General features: G+C 44.5%; 18 protein-coding genes. 14 read left to right on the forward strand and 4 right to left on the reverse strand.

Going from position 1 to position 19,910, the window contains the following annotated elements; translation table 11 throughout:
• Positions 1–21 precede the first annotated feature (21 nt).
• Positions 22–1,383: an MATE family efflux transporter gene (locus tag R2J37_RS06780; RefSeq protein ID WP_316266797.1), complete on the reverse strand. Its 1,362-nt coding sequence runs from the start codon at positions 1,381–1,383 to the stop codon at positions 22–24.
• Between the two features lie 161 nt (positions 1,384–1,544).
• Between R2J37_RS06780 and R2J37_RS06785 the strand changes: the two genes are divergently transcribed.
• The 3 genes from R2J37_RS06785 to R2J37_RS06795 are packed head-to-tail and all read left to right on the forward strand — an operon-like array spanning position 1,545 to position 4,325.
• A complete protein-coding gene (locus tag R2J37_RS06785; protein ID WP_230106479.1) occupies positions 1,545–2,246 on the forward strand; it encodes a polysaccharide deacetylase family protein in 702 nt (233 codons plus the stop codon).
• Between the two features lie 12 nt (positions 2,247–2,258).
• On the forward strand, positions 2,259–2,975 hold the full coding sequence (locus tag R2J37_RS06790; RefSeq protein ID WP_316266799.1) for a tRNA threonylcarbamoyladenosine dehydratase: 717 nt from the start codon (positions 2,259–2,261) through the stop codon (positions 2,973–2,975).
• 33 nt (positions 2,976–3,008) lie between these two features.
• A complete protein-coding gene (locus tag R2J37_RS06795; RefSeq protein ID WP_316266801.1) occupies positions 3,009–4,325 on the forward strand; it encodes a replication-associated recombination protein A in 1,317 nt (438 codons plus the stop codon).
• 71 nt (positions 4,326–4,396) lie between these two features.
• Here R2J37_RS06795 and R2J37_RS06800 read toward each other — a convergent pair whose 3' ends face one another.
• Positions 4,397–5,242 (reverse strand): DUF2705 family protein, encoded by an 846-nt coding sequence (locus R2J37_RS06800; RefSeq protein WP_256195385.1) that lies wholly within the window; start codon positions 5,240–5,242, stop codon positions 4,397–4,399.
• The gene (locus tag R2J37_RS06805; RefSeq protein WP_316266804.1) at positions 5,220–5,975 is read right to left on the reverse strand and encodes an ATP-binding cassette domain-containing protein; all 756 of its coding nucleotides are present in this window, start codon (positions 5,973–5,975) and stop codon (positions 5,220–5,222) included. Before R2J37_RS06805 ends, R2J37_RS06800 begins: the two co-directional genes overlap by 23 nt.
• Positions 5,976–6,130: 155 nt before the next feature.
• Between R2J37_RS06805 and R2J37_RS06810 the strand changes: the two genes are divergently transcribed.
• Positions 6,131–6,424: a hypothetical protein gene (locus R2J37_RS06810; protein ID WP_230106474.1), complete on the forward strand. Its 294-nt coding sequence runs from the start codon at positions 6,131–6,133 to the stop codon at positions 6,422–6,424.
• Between the two features lie 77 nt (positions 6,425–6,501).
• Here R2J37_RS06810 and R2J37_RS06815 read toward each other — a convergent pair whose 3' ends face one another.
• Positions 6,502–7,395, reverse strand: coding sequence for an RluA family pseudouridine synthase (locus tag R2J37_RS06815; protein WP_316266806.1), 894 nt, complete (start codon positions 7,393–7,395; stop codon positions 6,502–6,504).
• A gap of 171 nt (positions 7,396–7,566) precedes the next feature.
• Between R2J37_RS06815 and hrcA the strand changes: the two genes are divergently transcribed.
• From hrcA to R2J37_RS06865, 10 genes are all read left to right on the forward strand, one after another.
• Positions 7,567–8,610: a heat-inducible transcriptional repressor HrcA gene (gene hrcA, locus R2J37_RS06820; RefSeq protein WP_230106472.1), complete on the forward strand. Its 1,044-nt coding sequence runs from the start codon at positions 7,567–7,569 to the stop codon at positions 8,608–8,610.
• A 65-nt stretch (positions 8,611–8,675) separates the two neighbouring features.
• Entirely contained in the window at positions 8,676–9,305 is a 630-nt protein-coding gene (grpE, locus tag R2J37_RS06825) for a nucleotide exchange factor GrpE (RefSeq protein ID WP_316267005.1), read from the forward strand.
• A 42-nt stretch (positions 9,306–9,347) separates the two neighbouring features.
• Positions 9,348–11,234: a molecular chaperone DnaK gene (dnaK, locus tag R2J37_RS06830; RefSeq protein ID WP_316266808.1), complete on the forward strand. Its 1,887-nt coding sequence runs from the start codon at positions 9,348–9,350 to the stop codon at positions 11,232–11,234.
• Between the two features lie 163 nt (positions 11,235–11,397).
• Positions 11,398–12,585: a molecular chaperone DnaJ gene (gene dnaJ, locus R2J37_RS06835; RefSeq protein ID WP_316266810.1), complete on the forward strand. Its 1,188-nt coding sequence runs from the start codon at positions 11,398–11,400 to the stop codon at positions 12,583–12,585.
• Between the two features lie 99 nt (positions 12,586–12,684).
• A complete protein-coding gene (locus R2J37_RS06840; RefSeq protein ID WP_316266812.1) occupies positions 12,685–13,659 on the forward strand; it encodes a LacI family DNA-binding transcriptional regulator in 975 nt (324 codons plus the stop codon).
• Between the two features lie 270 nt (positions 13,660–13,929).
• Positions 13,930–15,246 (forward strand): ABC transporter substrate-binding protein, encoded by a 1,317-nt coding sequence (locus R2J37_RS06845; RefSeq protein ID WP_230106468.1) that lies wholly within the window; start codon positions 13,930–13,932, stop codon positions 15,244–15,246.
• A gap of 73 nt (positions 15,247–15,319) precedes the next feature.
• Positions 15,320–16,204: a carbohydrate ABC transporter permease gene (locus tag R2J37_RS06850; RefSeq protein ID WP_230106467.1), complete on the forward strand. Its 885-nt coding sequence runs from the start codon at positions 15,320–15,322 to the stop codon at positions 16,202–16,204.
• Entirely contained in the window at positions 16,201–17,031 is an 831-nt protein-coding gene (locus R2J37_RS06855) for a carbohydrate ABC transporter permease (protein ID WP_230106466.1), read from the forward strand. Before R2J37_RS06850 ends, R2J37_RS06855 begins: the two co-directional genes overlap by 4 nt.
• A gap of 23 nt (positions 17,032–17,054) precedes the next feature.
• The gene (locus tag R2J37_RS06860) at positions 17,055–18,398 is read left to right on the forward strand and encodes a glycoside hydrolase family 172 protein (RefSeq protein WP_230106465.1); all 1,344 of its coding nucleotides are present in this window, start codon (positions 17,055–17,057) and stop codon (positions 18,396–18,398) included.
• A 20-nt stretch (positions 18,399–18,418) separates the two neighbouring features.
• Positions 18,419–19,906, forward strand: coding sequence for a glycoside hydrolase family 32 protein (locus R2J37_RS06865; protein ID WP_316266814.1), 1,488 nt, complete (start codon positions 18,419–18,421; stop codon positions 19,904–19,906).
• Positions 19,907–19,910 lie beyond the last annotated feature (4 nt).

A 19,910-nucleotide genomic window follows, 5' to 3' on the forward strand; every position in this document is an offset into this window, starting at 1 on the left:
AAAATCTGAAGTATGCGGAAATTATGAAAGAGCCATCAGTCTTGTTGCATAGATCCGTTTCAGCAGGATGGTACATAGAAGGAAAGAGACAACTTCTGCAATAGGAATAGCCCACCAGACCATTGAAAGCCCAAAGCAGACAGCCAGAATATATGCTACCGGAAGGATAACAACAAGCTGCCTTGCAGCAGAGACAACGAGACTGTAAACCCCATTTCCAAGAGCCTGGAACAGGGAGCTGACAATGATATTGTATCCTGCCAGCAGGAAACTGATAGAAATAATACGAAGTGCCGGAACTCCAATGGCAAGCATATGATCGGAAGCATCAAAAAGTGTTTTCAGGAAAAATCCGGTCATGGTTTGGAACAGGAGCAATCCAACAATCATAATGCAGACTGCGATAAGAATACTCAATTTCAAGGTATGAGTGATCCTTCTTTTGTTCCGGGCGCCGTAATTATATGCTATGATCGGTATCATTCCATTGTTCAGTCCGAAAACAGGCATGAAGATAAAGCTCTGCAGTTTGAAATATATTCCGAATACAGCGGCGGCGGTGGAAGAAAACATTAAAAGGATCTTGTTCATTCCAAATGTCATCACAGAACCAATGGCCTGCATGATAATGGAGGGGATTCCGACTTCATAAATGAGGGCGATCGTTTTTGCGTGAGGACGAAATCCTTTCATATTGAGATTGATCTCATGGTTTTTCTTCAAATTAAATATAAACGACAGAAGGACAGCCACAAGCTGACCAAAGACAGTGGCCACGGCAGCTCCAACCACTTCCATGCGGGGGAAGCCAAAATACCCGAAAATCAGGATCGGATCCATAACAATGTTGATGATGGCCCCTGTTCCCTGTGTGATCATATTATAGATTGTTTTTCCGGTGGACTGCAGCAGCCGTTCAAATGTAATCTGCATAAAGATACCTACAGAGAGTACGCAGATAATGGTCATGTACTGCGTTCCGTATTTGATAATAGTAGGATTGTCTGTCTGAAGCCGGAAGAAAATACCGGATCCGAAAATACCGATCAGGGCAAAGATAACGGAGCTGATCAGTCCGAGGAAAATACCATTCCTTGCAGCCAGATTGGCGCCGTTAAAATTTTTTTCCCCCAGACAGCGGGAGAGAAGCGCATTGATCCCGACTCCGGTACCGGATGACACGGCGATCATAAGAAGCTGTACCGGATAGACAAGGGAAACGGCTGTCAGGGCATCTTCGCTTAGTTGGGCAACAAACATGCTGTCCACGATATTGTAGAGTGCCTGAACAAGCATGGAAACCATCATTGGAAGCGACATAGTGATAAGCAGGCGGGGAATGGGAAGTACGCCCATCTTGTTTTCTGCCGGTGTAGATGACATGTTGTGTTCCTCCTTTTACATGAAAAAGTACGGGAAGATCCCGTCTTGTTTTGTCCATGCTAAAGTATAGCATTGCTGTATTTATAATGCAATGAAATCATATATATATTGAAAAAAGGATGCGGACGGCAAAGGAATTGAAGAAAAAGAGAAGAATTTTTATGTTCTATGCAGGAATATTGCTGATGGCGGTTCTGTTTCCGGGATGGGTAGAAAATCAGGAGCAAAAGCAGGGGGCAGAAGAAAGGAAAGAAGTAAGAGAAGCTCTGAAATATGTGGGTGATTCTATAGAGGCAGACGGAGAAGGGAAAAAGAAGATCGCTCTGACCTTTGATGACGGCCCCAACGCCAGGTGGACGCCGGTGCTTCTTGACGGTCTGAAAGAAAGAGGGATTAAGGCTACCTTCTTTCTGATCGGATGCTATGCAGAGGAAAATCCTGAGATTGTAAAGCGCATGTACGAGGAGGGACATTTGATCGGCAATCATACTTACCATCATGTCAGTCTGACAGCGGGAAGTGAAAAGGAGGCGGAAGAGGAGATTGCAATGACGGATCATATCATTTGCGAGATCACCGGAGAAGGCACCGGATATGTACGTCCGCCCTTTGGCCTTTGGAGGGAAGAACTGGAAGAGAAAATGCAGATTCTTCCGGTTATGTGGAACATTGATCCATTGGACTGGCAGAGCCGGGACACAGGAGAAATTGTGTTCAAGGTAGTGACGGAAGCGAAAGAAGATGCTATTATCTTATTGCATGATTGTTATGAATCATCTGTTCAGGCAGCCCTGGAGATTGTCGATATCCTTACAGAAGAAGGATATGTGTTTGTAACAGCAGATGAAATTTTGATGGATTAAAAAGAGGAAACTATGATACATGAATTTTCAAGAACAGAACTTCTGATCGGTCCGGAGAAATTCCGGCGGATCAAAAAAGCGTCGATTATGGTATTTGGCGTCGGAGGCGTAGGTTCCCACTGCATTGAGGCGCTGGCAAGAACCGGTGTGGGAAAGCTGATACTGGTGGATAACGATAAAGTGTCTGTCACTAATATCAACCGGCAGTCAATCGCTTTTCACAGCACAGTAGGAGAGTACAAGACGCAGGTTATGAAAAGAAAGATACTTGATATTTGTCCGGATACGGAAGTGGAAACCCATGAAGTCTTTGTTCTTCCGGATAATGTTGACAGCATTTTGGACTGCCGGCCGGATTATATTGTGGACGCCATCGACACCGTTACGGCAAAGCTGGCTCTGGCAAAAAAAGCCATGGAGTATAATATTCCTATTATAAGCAGTATGGGGACGGGAAACAAGCTGCACGGGGAGATGTTTGAGATTGAAGATATCAGCAGGACATCTGTGTGTCCTCTGTGTAAGGTGATGCGCCGGGAGCTGAAAAAGCAGGGGATTACCCATTTGAAAGTGCTGTATTCAAAAGAAAAGCCTGTCAAGACGGATCCTGACAAAATGGAAGAAGACCCGGGGACAAGACGGAGTCTTCCGGGAAGTATTTCTTTTGTCCCTCCGGTTGCGGGACTTCTTATTGCCGGAGAGGTGATCCGGGATATTGCCGGGCTCTGATGCAGGCTGAAGAGAAAGGCAGGAGTGTGCAAGATGGATTTATTTGAATATGCAAGAGAACAGAATATGGAAAAAGAAGCACCGCTGGCATCCAGGCTTCGCCCGGTGACGCTGGAAGAAGTGGTGGGGCAGCAGCATATTATCGGCAGGGACAAGCTGCTGTACCGTGCCATCAAAGCAGATAAGTTAAGTTCAGTCATCTTTTACGGCCCTCCGGGGACAGGGAAGACAACGCTTGCTAAGGTGATCGCTCATACGACAAGCGCAGAATTTACTCAGATCAACGCCACAGTGGCAGGAAAAAAAGACATGGAAGCGGTGGTGGAGAAGGCAAAGCAGCTTCGGGGAATGTACCGGAAAAAGACGATCCTCTTTGTAGACGAGATCCATAGGTTTAACAAGGGGCAGCAGGACTATCTCCTTCCGTTTGTAGAGGACGGCACCATTATTCTTATCGGTGCAACAACGGAGAATCCCTATTTTGAGGTAAATGGAGCGCTTATTTCCAGATCCAGCATTTTTGAACTGCGACCTTTGGAAAAAGAGGATATCAAAACCCTGATCAAACGGGCAGTCTATGACAAGGAAAAGGGAATGGGAAGCTACGGTGCCAAGATCGATGAGGATGCACTGGAGTTTTTGGCGGACGTATCCGGCGGAGATGCAAGGAATGCACTGAATGCTGTCGAGCTTGGCATACTTACGACAGAGAGGGGAGAAGATGGGAAAATCCATCTGACGCTGGAAGTGGCTTCCGAATGTATCCAGAAGAGAGTGGTCCGTTATGACAAAACAGGAGATAATCATTATGATACAATATCCGCTTTTATTAAAAGTATGCGGGGATCCGATCCGGATGCCGCAGTTTATTATCTGGCAAAAATGCTGCGGGCAGGAGAAGATATTAAGTTTATTGCACGAAGGATCATGATCTGTGCTTCGGAGGATGTGGGAAATGCAGATCCGATGGCTCTTACAGTAGCAGTCAGTGCAGCCCAGGCGGTGGAGCGGATTGGAATGCCGGAAGCTCAGATTATTTTATCCCAGGCTGTTCTCTATGTGGCTTCGGCCCCTAAGAGTAATTCGGCGTGCAACGCTATTTTTTCAGCGCTGGAAAATGTGGAAAAGTACAAGACAACCGTGCCATCCCATCTTCAGGATGCCCACTATAAAGGAGCACAGAATCTGGGAAGAGGAACCGGATATAAATATGCCCACGATTATCCTGATCACTATGTAAAGCAGCAGTACCTGCCGGATGAGATTAAAACAGCCAGATTTTATGAGCCGGGAGAACTCGGGTATGAAAAGGTGATAGGAGAGCGGTTAAAGAAACTGCGCAGTGAGTAAGAATTGGACATATGATGTAGAAAGACCTCCGTGGCAAGAAGCTGTTCTTCTGCTGCAGGGAGGTCTTTTAATTATTTAATATCTCTTTTGTTGAAGCTCCATATGCCAATGAAGGCTGGAAGGACAAGAAAACAGATGCCCACAGCCAGTGCCCGCAGGAGATCTCCCTGATCAGGATTCTGTGCCAGTATGCTCATGTTCATATCCGGAAGATACTGAGCCAGAGAGACAGAGTGGCCAAGAAGCTTGCCTGCCGCCATTTCTGCCAGGGAAAGGATCAGGGATGTAAACTCCAGAAAACAGATGTTAACTGCCAGAGAACCTCCATTTTGCCGGATCAGAATGCTGAACATAACAAACAGGGAAGCATATGCAGCTCCGAGAAGAAGTTCCAGTGCTCCTCTTTGCAGCGTGTGTATCCAGAAATCAGAGGAAACGTCCCCGAATCCCCACAGGACAGAAGCAATCAAAGCCGCAGTCAGCACAAACAGCAAAGTATAAAGGATGGATACAAGGATCCCTACGATCAGTTTTGACAGATAGATAGCGGATCTGCTGTAATTGCGTGATGCAATATTTTTTATAGTTCCCTGATTGAACTCGCTGCCTACAAAAAGAGAGATCAAAACGGCCATGATCAGGGTAGTATTCCCGGCAAAAAAGGTCATAAGCTGCGCAGAAGTGCTTAGGTTATCATAATTTGTCGGGATTCCTTCTGCAGAGACAGAAAGACCGGATTCTTCCATGGCAGCCTGCTGCTGCTCAATCTGCGCTTCCATGTTTTCACCGGCCAATTTATAAGTGAAATCCAATAAGAATACAGTTGCTGCCGCCAAAAGGACAGAAATGATGAGGCAGATCCAGAAATATCTGGATTTTTTTAATTTATAGATATCACATTTCACAAGACTTTTCATTTTTTATTCCCCCTATTCTGCTTAAAAAGTAATCTTCCAGATCTATATCCTGCTGACCATTTCCTATACTACGGCGCCAGATGTCTTCTTCGGTAAATTCCTCAATCAACTTGCCATGATGGATGATGCCGTATCTTGTGGCAAATTTTGAAAGTTCTCCGAGAATATGACTGGAAACAAGGACAGTGATATGGCGTTCCTGATTCAGTTTTAAAATCAATTCACGTATTTCTTTCATGCCCTCCGGATCCAGTCCATTTGTGGGTTCATCCAGGATGAGAAGTTTTGGATTGCCGATAAGGGCAATAGCAATGGCAAGACGTTGTTTCATACCAAGAGAAAAGTGTTTGCACTTTTTCCTTCCAGTATCGGTAAGACCAACAAGATCCAGAAGCTGCTGCAGATGTTCGGGATCATGAAGGTCTTGAAGTTTTGCAAAAGCAGTAAGATTTTCCATAGCAGTCATCCCCGGATAAAAAGCGGGGGATTCAATGACAGTTCCAATTTCTGCACGCTTTTCCCGGAGATTGCTGCTGTTAAAGAGGCGGATATTTCCGCTGCTTGGAGATGCAAGACCTACTGCCATGCGGATGAAAGTAGTTTTTCCGGCTCCGTTTTTGCCGATAAAGCCGTAAATATCCCCTTCGTAAATGGTCATAGATACCTGGTCTACGACTGTGCGATGTCCATACTGTTTTGTCAAACTTTGAGTTTGAAGAATGATGTCCTTCATTCGATATATTCCTCCTTTTGTATTTATGTATTAAGTATTTAATACAATAATATAATAAGACAATTGCAAAGTCAATATTTTTTACTTGAGTTTTTTAAAAGAGAAAGGTAAACTATTCATAGAAGACGTTGAAACAGTTTCAGGAGGAATAGGAAATGAAAATTTACGATACTGTGAAAAAGGAAGAAATTGAGATCGGCGATTACAAAGATCTGATCAAGATCATGCAGGACGGCAGACAGGTAGATCTCTATCTGAAAGAGAAAAAATCGGACGAGGACGGCTATCTTACATGGGATGTAGAGCATTGGTCAAGCATTGAACCCAAGAGATTTATCCGCTGCTATTCTCTGGAAGGAAGAGTGCTGGGAGAGTCTACGGGACATAATATTTATGATCTGGAAAATGAATTTAAGCCGGAAGAAGCCCGGAAGATAGAATTAAGTTAAGAAAAATCCCGGAACGCAAACGAATGGGTGCGTTTCGGGATTTCTTCTATATATCATGTCTGTGTCTGCAGATGCTATTACGTTATATTCAGCACTTCTTTCATATCGTTTGGAAGCGGGGCAGTAAATTCCATAAATCTTCCTGTAATGGGATGTGAAAATGACAGCCGGTAGGAGTGAAGTGCCTGCCGGCTGATGTATTTCATATCCGGATTATAGAGATAATCTCCGATGAGAGGATAGCCGAGGTACTGCATGTGCACCCGGATCTGATGGGTGCGCCCGGTTTCCAGTTTCAGGGCAACTAATGTGTGAGGACCGTACACACCTACCGTACGGTAGTGAGTGACAGCGTTTTCCCCGTGCTCAAAGTCTACCATCCGCTCGATAATGGAAGTGCCTTTGCGGGCAAGAGGCGCGCATATGGTACCGGACTTAGGACTTACATGTCCGCTGGCAATAGCCAGATATTCCCGGCACAGGGCCTTTTCGCTTACCATAGAGGAAAGAATGCCGGCGCTGACAAGATGCTTTGCAACCACCGTCAGACCGGAAGTGTCTCTATCCAGACGATTGCAGCAGCGGAAAATGAAAGGTTTCCCCTGTTCCTGATAGTACCAGGCCAGTGCATTTGCCATGGAATTGGTATAATTGTTCATGGACGGGTGGATGGGCATTCCAGCAGGCTTATTGATGACAATGATATCCTCGTCTTCGTATATGATATCCAGCGGCAGATGGACGGGAGGGATCTTTTCCGAGGATTTCTCTTCGCATATGTGCACGGAAAGCAAGTCCCCTTCCTTAAGCTGCTGGCGCATATAGTAGTGGACGCCGTTTACCAGAATGCTTTTGGGCATCCGTTTGATAACAGAAAGGTTCTGGCGGGAGTAGCCTTTCCTTTTCAAAAACTGCTCTACCCGAAGCCCGTCCGCTTCTTTTCCTATTTTATAATCAATGGTTCGATTCATATATTTCTCCTGTATTCAGAGTATGCCTGTGAATAGTAGCAGTATATCACGTAAAAAATAAAAAATCTATAAATCCTGTTGACAAATAAAATTAGGAGTGATACATTAATAACCGTAGAGATTAGCACTCGGATGAAATGAGTGCTAACAAAACAAAAGGAGGCAGTTAGGATGCAGAATGCAGAAGGACTGGGTGAAAGAAAACTGAAAATTCTTCATGCGATCATCCAGACCTATCTGGAGACAGGAGAGCCGGTAGGATCCAGAACAATATCCAAATATACGGATTTGAATTTAAGTTCTGCGACGATCCGAAATGAGATGGCTGATCTGGAAGAACTTGGATATATCCTGCAGCCTCATACATCGGCAGGAAGGATTCCTTCGGACAAAGGATACCGCTTATATGTGGATATGCTGATGGAAGAAAAGGAGCAGGAGCTGAATGAAATGCAGGAGCAGATGCTGCAGAAAGCTGATAAAATGGATCAGCTTCTGAAACAGGCAGCACAGGTGCTTGCGGCAAATACCAATTATGCGACCATGGTTTCCACTCCGAGAAACAGTGCCAACAGGCTGAAGTTTATTCAGCTTTCCCAGGTAGATGAAGAGCAGGTTATTGCAGTCATTGTGCTGGGGGGGAATGTAATCAAGAATAAGATTATTAATGTAAGAGAACCCCTTGGCAATGAAAATCTTCTGAAACTGAATATGCTTTTGAATACATCACTGAACGGCATGTCTATTGAAGAAATCAATCTGGGACTGATCGCGAGGCTGAAAGAGCAGGCTGGAATCCACAGTGAAGTGATCAGCGATGTGCTTGATGCAGTTGCCGATGCAATACAGATTGATGAGGATATGCAGATTTATACAAGCGGCGCTACGAATATTTTCAAATATCCGGAGCTTAGCGATAAGCAGAGCGCCCAGGAAATCATCAGTGCCTTTGAGGAAAAACAGCAGCTGACCGAGCTGGTTACCCAGACCCTTTCACAGGAAGACAATACCGGGATTCAGGTATATATTGGAGATGAGACTCCGGTACAGACCATGAAAGACTGCAGCGTTGTAACTGCAACATATGAATTGGGAGATGGGATGCGGGGTACGATAGGTATTATCGGACCGAAGCGAATGGATTATGAACATGTGTTAAAATCGCTGAAGCGCCTTCAAGGTGAATTGGATGCGATGTTTCATAAGAAAGAATAAGAAAGGTGGATGAACCCTTGGAAGAGAATAAAAAAGAGACAGGACAGGAAAAGAGCCAGGAAGAAATGGTAAAAGAAGCTGTGGAGGAAGCAAAAAAAGCAGCAGCTGACCAGGAAAATGCTGAAACAGACAAAGAGGAAACAGCAGAGGGTCAGGAAGAAGCCAAAGAAGAAGACGTTAAAGAAGGGGAAGACACAGAAGAAACCCAGCAGGAGAAGCAGGGCGATAAAAAGTTCTTTGGCAGAAAGAATAAAAAAGACAAAAAAGATGAAAAGATCGAGGAGCTTACAGATAAGCTCACAAGGCAGATGGCCGAGTTTGATAACTTCCGCAAACGTACAGAAAAGGAAAAATCCCAGATGTATGAGGTTGGAGCGAAAGATATCATAGAAAAAATCCTTCCGGTTGTTGACAACTTTGAGCGAGGACTTGCAGCGGTAGCTGAGGAGGATAAGGAGCATCCGTTCATGCAGGGCATGGATAAGGTGTATAAACAGTTGATGACTACACTGGATGAGATTGGGGTGAAACCGATCGAGGCAGTGGGTCAGGAATTTAACCCTGATTTTCACAATGCAGTGATGCATGTGGAGAATGAAAATTTCGGTGAGAACATGGTAGCCGAGGAATTTCAGAAAGGTTATACCTACCGTGACAGCGTGGTAAGACACAGCATGGTAAAGGTAGCAAACTAACAGGCAAACAATCAAATTTTTATAAAACAGGAGGAATAGATCATGGGAAAAATCATTGGTATTGACTTAGGTACGACAAACAGCTGTGTAGCCGTAATGGAAGGCGGACAGCCAGTAGTTATTGCGAATACAGAAGGCGCAAGGACAACACCGTCTGTAGTGGCATTTACAAAAACAGGAGAAAGGCTTGTAGGTGAGCCTGCAAAACGTCAGGCAGTTACAAATGCTGAGAAGACAATCTCTTCTATCAAAAGAGAGATGGGATCTGATTACAAGGTAGAGATTGACGGAAAGAAATACTCTCCGCAGGAAATCTCCGCAATGATCCTTCAGAAACTGAAAGCAGACGCAGAAGGATATCTTGGCGAGAAAGTGACAGAGGCAGTTATTACAGTTCCTGCTTATTTCAACGACGCACAGCGTCAGGCAACAAAGGATGCAGGAAAAATTGCAGGTCTGGATGTAAAACGTATTATCAACGAGCCTACAGCGGCAGCTCTTGCATATGGTCTTGACAATGAAAAAGAACAGAAGATCATGGTATACGATTTAGGAGGCGGTACATTCGACGTTTCCATCATTGAAATCGGCGACGGTGTTATTGAAGTATTGTCTACAGCCGGAAACAACAGACTTGGCGGTGATGACTTCGACCAGAAGATCACAGATTATATGATCTCTGAATTTAAGAAAACAGAAGGTGTTGACTTATCTACAGATAAGATGGCGCTTCAGAGACTGAAAGAAGCTGCAGAGAAGGCAAAGAAAGAGCTGTCTTCTGCAACAACAACAAATATCAACCTTCCGTTCATTACTGCAACAGCAGAAGGACCGAAGCATTTCGATATGAATCTTACAAGAGCAAAATTTGATGAACTGACTCACGACCTGGTAGAAAAGACTGCAGAGCCGGTACAAAGAGCACTCTCTGATGCAGGCATCACATCTTCAGAACTTGGTCAGGTACTGCTGGTAGGTGGTTCTACACGTATTCCGGCTGTACAGGATAAAGTAAAACAGCTGACAGGCAAAGAGCCAAGCAAATCTCTGAATCCGGATGAATGTGTTGCACTTGGTGCTTCCGTACAGGGCGGTAAGCTGGCAGGAGATGCAGGCGCAGGAGATATTCTCCTTCTGGATGTTACTCCACTTTCCCTGTCTATTGAGACAATGGGAGGCGTTGCAACAAGACTGATCGAGAGAAACACGACCATTCCTACAAAGAAGAGCCAGATCTTCTCTACAGCTGCAGACAATCAGACAGCAGTAGACATCAACGTTGTACAGGGTGAGAGACAGTTCGCAAGGGACAACAAGTCACTTGGACAGTTCAGACTGGATGGAATCCCGCCGGCACCACGCGGAATCCCGCAGATCGAAGTTACATTCGATATCGATGCAAATGGTATTGTAAATGTATCTGCAAAAGACCTGGGAACAGGAAAAGAACAGCACATTACAATTACTGCCGGATCCAATATGTCTGATGAAGATATTGAGAAAGCTGTAAAAGAAGCTGCAGCATTTGAGGCACAGGATAAGAAACGAAAAGAAGGAATTGATACAAAGAACGATGCAGATGCATTCGTATTCCAGACAGAGAAAGCTCTGGAGGAAGTAGGAGATAAGATCGACGCTTCCGAGAAAGCAGCAGTAGAGGCAGACTGCAAAGCGCTGAAAGAACTGCTGGAAAAAGTAAACATGGAAGATATTTCAGATGCCCAGATCGCAGAGATCAAAGCAGGAAAAGAAAAGCTGATGGAAAGCGCACAGAAAGTATTTGCCAAGATGTATGAGCAGGCTGGCGCTAATGCCGGAGCAAATGCAGGCGCACAGGGAGCAGGTCCGAATCCGGGAGCAGGAGCAGGTCCGTCTCCGGAAGGATTTGGCGGCGACGATGTAGTAGATGGAGACTACAAAGAGGTCTAAGGACAGGTAAGTAGCCAGGATAAAGGCCTAATAAAAAAGAGTTCTGCGGAACCCAATGCAGGCTTCGGGCTTAAAAAGCCCGGACAGTATTGGGCCCCGCAGAACTTTGTATGCAGGCAAAAGCTTGCTGCCTTCACATGAAAAAAACGAAAGGTGATAGATAATGGCAGAATCAAAAAGAGATTACTATGAAGTGCTGGGAGTCAGCAAAGATGCCGATGAAGCGACTCTGAAAAAGGCATACAGGCAGGTGGCAAAGAAGTACCATCCGGATATGAATCCTGGAGACAAAGAGGCAGAGAAGAAATTCAAAGAAGCTTCCGAGGCCTATGCTGTTTTGAGTGATCCGGAGAAGCGTCGTCAGTATGACCAGTTCGGGCATGCAGCATTTGAAGGTGGGGCCGGCGGAGCCGGAGGCTTCGGTGGTTTTGATTTCAGTGGTGCAGATTTCAGTGACATTTTTGGTGATATTTTCGGTGATCTGTTTGGCGGCGGAAGACGTTCCGGGCGTGCAAATCAAGGCCCGATGAAAGGAATGAATATCCGCAAGAGTGTCCGTATTACTTTTGAGGAGGCTGTATTTGGCTGTGAGAAGGAGCTGGATGTAGTTCTGAAGGATCCATGCCCGAAATGTAACGGAACAGGAGCTAAGCCGGGAACTTCTCCTGAAACCTGTCCGAAATGCGGCGGTAAAGGACAGGTGGTATACACACAGCAGTCTTTCTTTGGTACCGTCCAGAATGTACAGACCTGTCCGGAGTGTCATGGAAGCGGAAAGATCATACGTGAAAAATGTCCGGACTGCAGCGGCTCTGGATACATTTCCAGTAAAAAGAAGATTTCCGTATCTATTCCGGCAGGAATTGATAACGGTCAGAGTGTAAGAATACGTGAAAAGGGAGAACCGGGAGTCAATGGAGGACCAAGAGGAGATCTTCTGGTGGAAGTTAGCGTTTCACGCCATCCAATCTTCCAGAGACAGGATATGCATATTTTCTCTACTGCGCCCATTTCTTTTGCGCAGGCTGCCCTCGGCGGTGATGTGCGCATCAAGACAGTAGACGGAGATGTGATCTATACGGTGAAACCGGGAACAAAAACAGATACAAAAGTACGTCTTCGCGGAAAAGGAGTTCCATCCATCCGCAATTCCCAGGTACGGGGCGATCATTATGTGACCCTTGTTATCCAGACACCGGAACGGCTGAGCAGTGAGGCGAAAGAAGCGCTGAAGAAATTTGACGCTTTGACAGGGAATACTCTGAATCAGTCACAGGAAGAGCTGGAATCGGCCAAAAAAGGGAAGAAAAAAGGATTTATGGATAAGATGAAAGAGGCCTTTGATGATTGATCATCAGGGGCTTCTTTCGTAAATATCGTAAAAAGACAATTGTCGAAAAGAGAGGATTCAAGTATAATAGACAAAAGAAGGAGAGAAAGGAGGGATCATATGGCAGGAATACGAGATGTTGCCAGGGAAGCGCATGTAGGTATTGGCACGGTATCGCGTTACTTAAACGGAAGCGGCTATGTGTCTGAAGAGAGCAGAAACCGGATAGAGACCGCTATCAAAACACTTGATTATCAGCCCAATGAATTGGCGAGAAACCTCTACAGGAACCGATCGGGGATCATAGGAGTGATCGTACCGGACTTGGAACATCCTTTTTTCTCAAAGCTGAGTAAATACATTGAGATCAATCTTTATGAGCGGAATTATAAGACTATGATCTGTAATACTGTAGGGATCAGTAACCGGGAAAAAGAATATTTGAAGATGCTGGAGAGAAATGTGGTGGACGGGATAATTGCAGCTGCCCATACGCTGCACAGCGAGGAATATCTGAAGATCAACAGGCCGATCCTGGCCATGGATAAAGACTTTAACGGGCAGATACCGTTGGTACATTCCGATCACAAAAAGGGAGGTGCCCTTGCGGCTGAAGCAGTGATAAAGGCGGGATGCCGTAATGTCTTGCAGTTTACTACTTCCTCAAAAGTGACGACACCGGCCAATCAGCGGCATATTGTATTTGAGGAGATCTGTACGAAACATGGCATCAGGGTAAGGACTGTGGAGACAAACTGGAATCTGTTTTCCCACGAGCATTTCAGGCGTTATATGCAAAAAGAGATGGTAAAATACCCGGATGTAGACGGTATTTTTTCAGCAGATATTCCGGCTATCGCCTGCATGAATGTTTTAAAACAGAGAGGATACAAAATCCCTCAGGATGTAAAGATCATAGGCTACGATGGTTTGGATGTCATTTACATGACAGATCCGCCGCTTACATCGGTTTCGCAGGATATTGAAAAACTTGCAGAATGTTGTGTGGATACAATCATTCGGATTATTGAAGGAAAAGAATACGAGAGTCATCAGGTGATTGATGTGGACTTTGTACAAGGGAAGAGTATATGAGAAATTAGTAAGAATACACAAAAAAGCATATTTTTTGATGTTGGTATTGACACAAATAGACAAGGGTGCTATATTGAAAATAACTTATAAAGTATTCCCGGAGCGCGCAGGGAAATACGGAATAAGATGTAACCGGAAAAATGAAAGCCAAAAATTATTTTTTTTACTGAAAAGTGGAACGGGTTCCATTATCAAACAGAAACAATTTGGCTTTTCATTTTTAACTACTATGGAACGGGTTCCATAAGGAGAAAGAGGAGGACGATTTTTATGAAAAAAATGACGGCAAAAAGGTGGATTTCCGCAAGTCTCGTTACAGTTCTTTCAGCAGGCCTGCTGGCGGGATGCGGAAGCAGCACAGACGAAGAGAACAGTGACGGTGGAGAAACTACGATCAAGTTTGGTATTCATGTAGCCAACCCGGAAGATCAGGAGCCTGTGACTTACAACATTGTCCAGGAATTTAACAAGAAGTATGAAGGAAAATATAAGGTGGAATTTGAAGCGGCAGATACGGAAACTCATTCCAAGAATCTGAAGCTTCAGTCTACGGATGGAACCCTTCCGGATATTTTCTGGGTGGAGGGAGCTCAGGCTCCAGAGTATGCAGAGTCGGGTGTGTTGATGGATCTGTCAGATTATCTGAAGGAAAATACAGATATTGACGAAGCTTTAAATGGAATGGAAGACAGTTATAACAACGGTGAGATTCAGTATGGTTTGCCTTATCAGTGTAATGTTCAGGGATTTTTCTATAATAAAGAATTATTTGACGCTGCCGGGGTAGAATATCCTACAAATGAGACTACATATGAAGAGTTTCTGGATATGATCGCCAAATTAAAGGAATCCGGCGTCACTCCGATTGCCATCGGAAGCAAAAACAGCAGCTACACAATGTGGGAGTTTAATGAATTTCTGGAAAGATACGGATGGTCTGAAAATATCGATGCGATTTTAAGTGGAGAGAAGAAATTCAATAATTCGGATCTTGTTGCCTGCTTTGAAAAAATGGAAGGGTTAAAAGATGCAGGTGCTTTTCCGGACAATATGGCAACTATTGAATATTTTGATGCAAAACAGCTCTTTGACAACGGTACGGCAGCAATGTTTGGCACAGGACAGTGGGATTGCAGTGAGTTTGATGAAAATCTTGGCGATAAAGTAGGATTCTGGTGGGGACCTGTCTTTACAGACAGTGATTATGAACAGAACGTGGCGATGAAAGTTCCCGCAGCTCCTATTGCAGTCAATGCAGAAACAGCAGATGACGAGACAATGAAGGAAGCTGTCTATACATTCCTTAATTTCTACTACAGTGAAGATGCGGCAAAAATGTCCTATGAAGGCTCTATCTTCCCGGCAACCTCTTATGAAGGTATTGCAGCTTCCGACACACAGTATGCCATGAACGCAATGCTGGAAGCTCTGTCAGCAGGATGGCCAAGCCCCGAATCAGCTCCGGACCTTACAGTTGGCTCTGCTGTTCAGACAGAACTTTACAATGGTATTTTCGGAGTGCTTCAGGGAACATACACACCGGAAGAAGCCCTGGACAAAATGGATGAAACTTTGTCCTATGAATAGAGCGGCAGCAAAAACAGAGTATATAGCAGGAATCAAGTTATGATATAGAAGAAACTGCCGGAGGAGATAAATTATGTATTGGCTTAGTAAAAAAAGATATAAGATCGGACTGGTACTACCTACGTTGATTGTTTACAGTGTGTTTATCATTTTGCCGATCGGGATTGCTGTATGGTACAGTTTCACCAAATATTCGGGAATCGGAAAAGCAACGTTTGTAGGACTTGAGAATTACATGAGGCTTTTTAAAGATAAAGTGTTTTGGGTGTCGCTTAAAAATACAATGATCATTTTTGTGCTTGCATTTGTTCTTCTTTTGACAATTTCATTTTTGATCGCCCTTTTGCTGAACAATAAACTGAAAGGCACAGATTTTGCGAAAGCCCTTATATTCTCCCCGGCAATTATTGCGCCGATCATTGTAGGTATTATCTGGGTTTATATTTTGGATCCCAATGTGGGGATCATCAACAACATTTTAGACGCGCTTCATCTTGACTTTTTAAAACAGAAGTGGATCGGCGGAGAGACGCTTTCGCCCTACAGTATTGCTTTCATTTATTTCTGGCAGCAGCTGGGGTATCTGGTGACTATTTTTATTGCAGGACTGAAAATGATACCGGAGGAAGTGCTGGAAGCAGTAAAGATTGATGGCGCCAGCACGATGCAGAAGATTCGATATGTCATTATTCCTATGATGCGTTCCACCATCTCTACGGTGGCGGTGCTCATCATTACCGGAGTATTCAAGATCTTTGAGATCGTGCAGCAGACAACGGGAGGTGGTCCGAACCATCTGTCGGAAACACTGGTTACCTATAGTTATTCTACTACATTCACCAGCGGCAATTATGGATACGGAATGTCTCTTGCAACGGTAACATTTGTACTGTCTTTAATTATTACGGGGATTTATTCCTTTTTGACACGGGAAAGAGAAGGAGGGAACAAAAGATGATCGGAAAAAAGAAAAAAACAGTGATGTATATTTTGATCATTGCCATTACATTGATTGTTGTATTCCCTTTTATCTGGATGCTGATCCTCTCCTTCAGGAGCAGCGCCGATATTATGACAAATCCACTGGCGCTTCCGGAATCACTGAATCTGGAGAATTATATCAATGCCACTAAGACTCTTGATTTTATCAGACTTTATGGCAACACAATCTTTGTGTGCGTGGTTTCGCTGATCATAGAGCTGGTGATCACCTTTTTCAGCTCTTTTGTCTTAAGCAGGATGGTGTTCAAAAACAAAAAGATCCGGTCCATGCTGTATGGATTTTTGATCATTGGATTGTCAATCTCACCATTTATTCTGCTGTTTCCGGTGTATCAGATCAATGTGAGGCTTCATTTAAGGGAACAGTTTGCGCTGATCATGCCCTATGTGGCGACATCAATTTCCTTTAATACGCTTTTGCTTACCAATTATATGAAATCTCTTCCTGTGGAGATTGACGAGGCGGCCATTATAGACGGCTGTTCCCTGTGGGATCTGATGTTCCGGGTGATCCTTCCTATGTCGAAGCCGGTCATCGCTACTATTGTAACATTTAATGTCCTTTATATCTGGAATGAATATCCGTTTGCCTCAGTTATGCTAAGGGATGTATCAGATTACACTCTTTCCATGGGAGCATCCTTCTTTAAGGGCAACTACACAGTGGATTACGGCGGCATTATTGCTTCCAGTGTGATGATCATTATTCCAGAGCTGATTTTCTATGGGATTTTCCAGAAGCATATTGTAGAAGGAATGACAGCAGGAGCTGTCAAAGGATAAAAACAGGAGAAAGGAAAAGAATTATGAGTAATGTATCAGGATTATTTAAAGATTTGACAACAATTAAAAAGGCAAGAAACGGGCGCCTGGCGAGCTGGGATCAGAGAGGAAAAAATCAGGATTACTGGGAAATTCCAGCAGGGGAGAGCATTACACTTGGAGAAATAGAAGGACCGGGTTGTATTACACATATCTGGATGACCTCTTCCTGCAGAAGAGTGAAATCCCCCAGTATTCTGGATCCGAAGCTGAATGCATCGGCAGCGCCTGTTATGGAAATCCATCCGGCGCTGGGTGTAATCTGGGATGATTATGATCCTTTCTATTACAGAAAGGCTCTGATTAAAATTACATGGGACGATCAGGATACTCCGAGCGTGCTTGCACCTTTTGGCGATTTCTTTTGCATCGGTAACTGTTATCCGGGGAATTTTTCCTCCCTTCCTTTTAATGTTTCCCTGAAGCCGGAGGAGGCAGGAAGATATGGAGCACCCTGTTCGGTGTCCTGTTATTTCCCGATGCCTTTTAATAAGAAGGCAAAAATTGAGATCATCAATGAAAATGACATTCCGTTTATTTTATATTTTAATATTGATTATGAAATGTACAAGGAACCACTGGATGAGAACACAGCATACTTCCATGCTTCCTGGCATCGGGAAAATCCCTGCGATGGATGGGGACCGGATATTCAGGTCAATTCTCCGGAGGTAAATAATGTTACTAACTTAAAAGGGGATGGCAATTATGTTGTACTGGATGTGGAAGGAACCGGACACTATGTGGGCTGCAATCTGACAGTAAAACATTACCAGGGTAGCTGGTGGGGAGAAGGAAACGATATGTTCTTCATCGACGGAGAAGAGTATCCTAGCCTGAATGGAACCGGAACAGAGGATTACTTTAACCATGCCTGGGGAATGCAGAGGAATGCCTTTCCGTTTTTCGGAACAATTGTCCACGAGGGAGACACAGACGGATTCCAGGTATCTTACCGTTTCCATATCACAGATCCGGTACGGTTTGAAAAACATTTGAAAGTAACGATTGAGCATGGACATGCAAATCATCTCTCTGACGATTGGAGTTCTACCGCATATTGGTATCAGACTCTTCCTACAGCGCAGCCCATTGAGATCCTTCCTGTGGAAGAAAGACTGCCGAATGTTCCTAAGCTTCCGGAGAGGAAACTGACACAGCCGGAATTGACAGAGGAAATGAAGGCGGCCAGAAGTTCTTATGAAGAGCGCTGGAATGTCTATAAACCGGCCAGGGAAGAGCAGTTCAGAATCAAGGAGGATAAAGCAAGAAGAGAATCCCGCCTGAATACAGAATTTGCAAAAAAATTAAGAGATGACTATAAATAACATAAAGGAAGCAAACGCTTATGTCAAAGAAATTAATGCAGGAAAAAATAGAAAAGGCCCAGGAAGAGATTGACAGAAAGAAAGAGCTGGTAAAGCAGGGCAGGATGCGTCAGAATTATCATTTCATGGCCCAGACCGGGTGGATCAACGACCCTAACGGCCTGATTTATTACAAAGGCAGGTACCATCTGTTTTTCCAGTATAATCCCTATTACGGATTCTGGGATTACATGCATTGGGGCCATGCAGTCAGTGAAGATCTGGTGCACTGGGAGTACCTTCCTTTGGCTCTTGCACCAAGCGAAAGCTATGATGACCATATGAGGGGAGGATGTTTTTCAGGAAGCGCTATTGAGCATGATGGCAAACTGTTCCTTATGTACACCGGAACAAAGAATGACGGAAATGGATTTGAACAGTCCCAGTGTATCGCCTACAGCGAAGATGGGATCCATTTTGAAAAGTATGAGGGCAATCCTGTACTCACGGCTCCTCCAAATGTGCCAAAAGATTTTTTTCGTGATCCAAAAGTCTGGAAACATGGTGGAAAATATTATATGATATGTGGTGCAAGGAAAAATAATTTTGCACAGGCTTTGCTTTACTGCTCCAGGGATATGCTGAATTGGGATTTTGTAAATGTACTGGCAGAAAGCCGGGGCGAGTGGGGCTACATGTGGGAATGTCCGGATATCTATCCGCTGGGAGACAAATATGTCCTTATGTTTTCACCTATGGGGGCTGGTGAGAGGACCAGCGTCTATCTGGTGGGAGATCTTAACTATGAAACGGGAAAGTTTGTCTATGATGTCAGCGGGGAGATCGATTGGGGATTTGACTATTATGCGCCGCAGTCTTTTGAAGACCCGAAAGGAAGGCGGATCCTCATCAGCTGGGCTAACGGTTGGGATTGGATGCCTTTCTGGAAAGACTGGGGACCGACATACAAAGAAGGATGGTGTGGGTCTTTTAATATCCCAAGGGAAGTGAAATTGAACCCGGATCATACGCTGAGGTTTGAGCCGGTAGAAGAGCTGAAGACTCTTAGAGAAGGTGCCCGTGCGAAAGAAGAAATCCTGCTGGAGGAGGAGATCATGGATATCCCGCTTAGCGACGGCGTGTCCTATGAGCTTAAACTGGAAATTGATCTTAACAGTACGACAGCGGAGACTTTTTCTTTGCAGCTTCGGTCTGATAACGAGAGAAAGACCGAGGTTACATTTGACCTTAGGGATCAGAGTATGCAGGTTTCGCGGGAGCATGCGGACGGATGGAGCAAAGGGGCCAGCCACAGTCCTCTGAAAATGAAGGACAGGGAAAAGCTTCTTGTACATATCTTTTCAGATAAAAGTTCCATAGAAGTTTTTGCGGAAAATTATGAGACAAACCACAGTTGTAATATTTTTGCAGACGAGACACAGGATCATAACAGGATATCTGTTCCCCGGGGAAAATTAAAAATCCGATCTCTGGAGACATGGGCCTTAAAAAAGGTGATGGACTGCTAGGGAC

Source organism: Claveliimonas bilis (assembly GCF_030296775.1).
Lineage (GTDB): Bacteria > Bacillota > Clostridia > Lachnospirales > Lachnospiraceae > Claveliimonas > Claveliimonas bilis.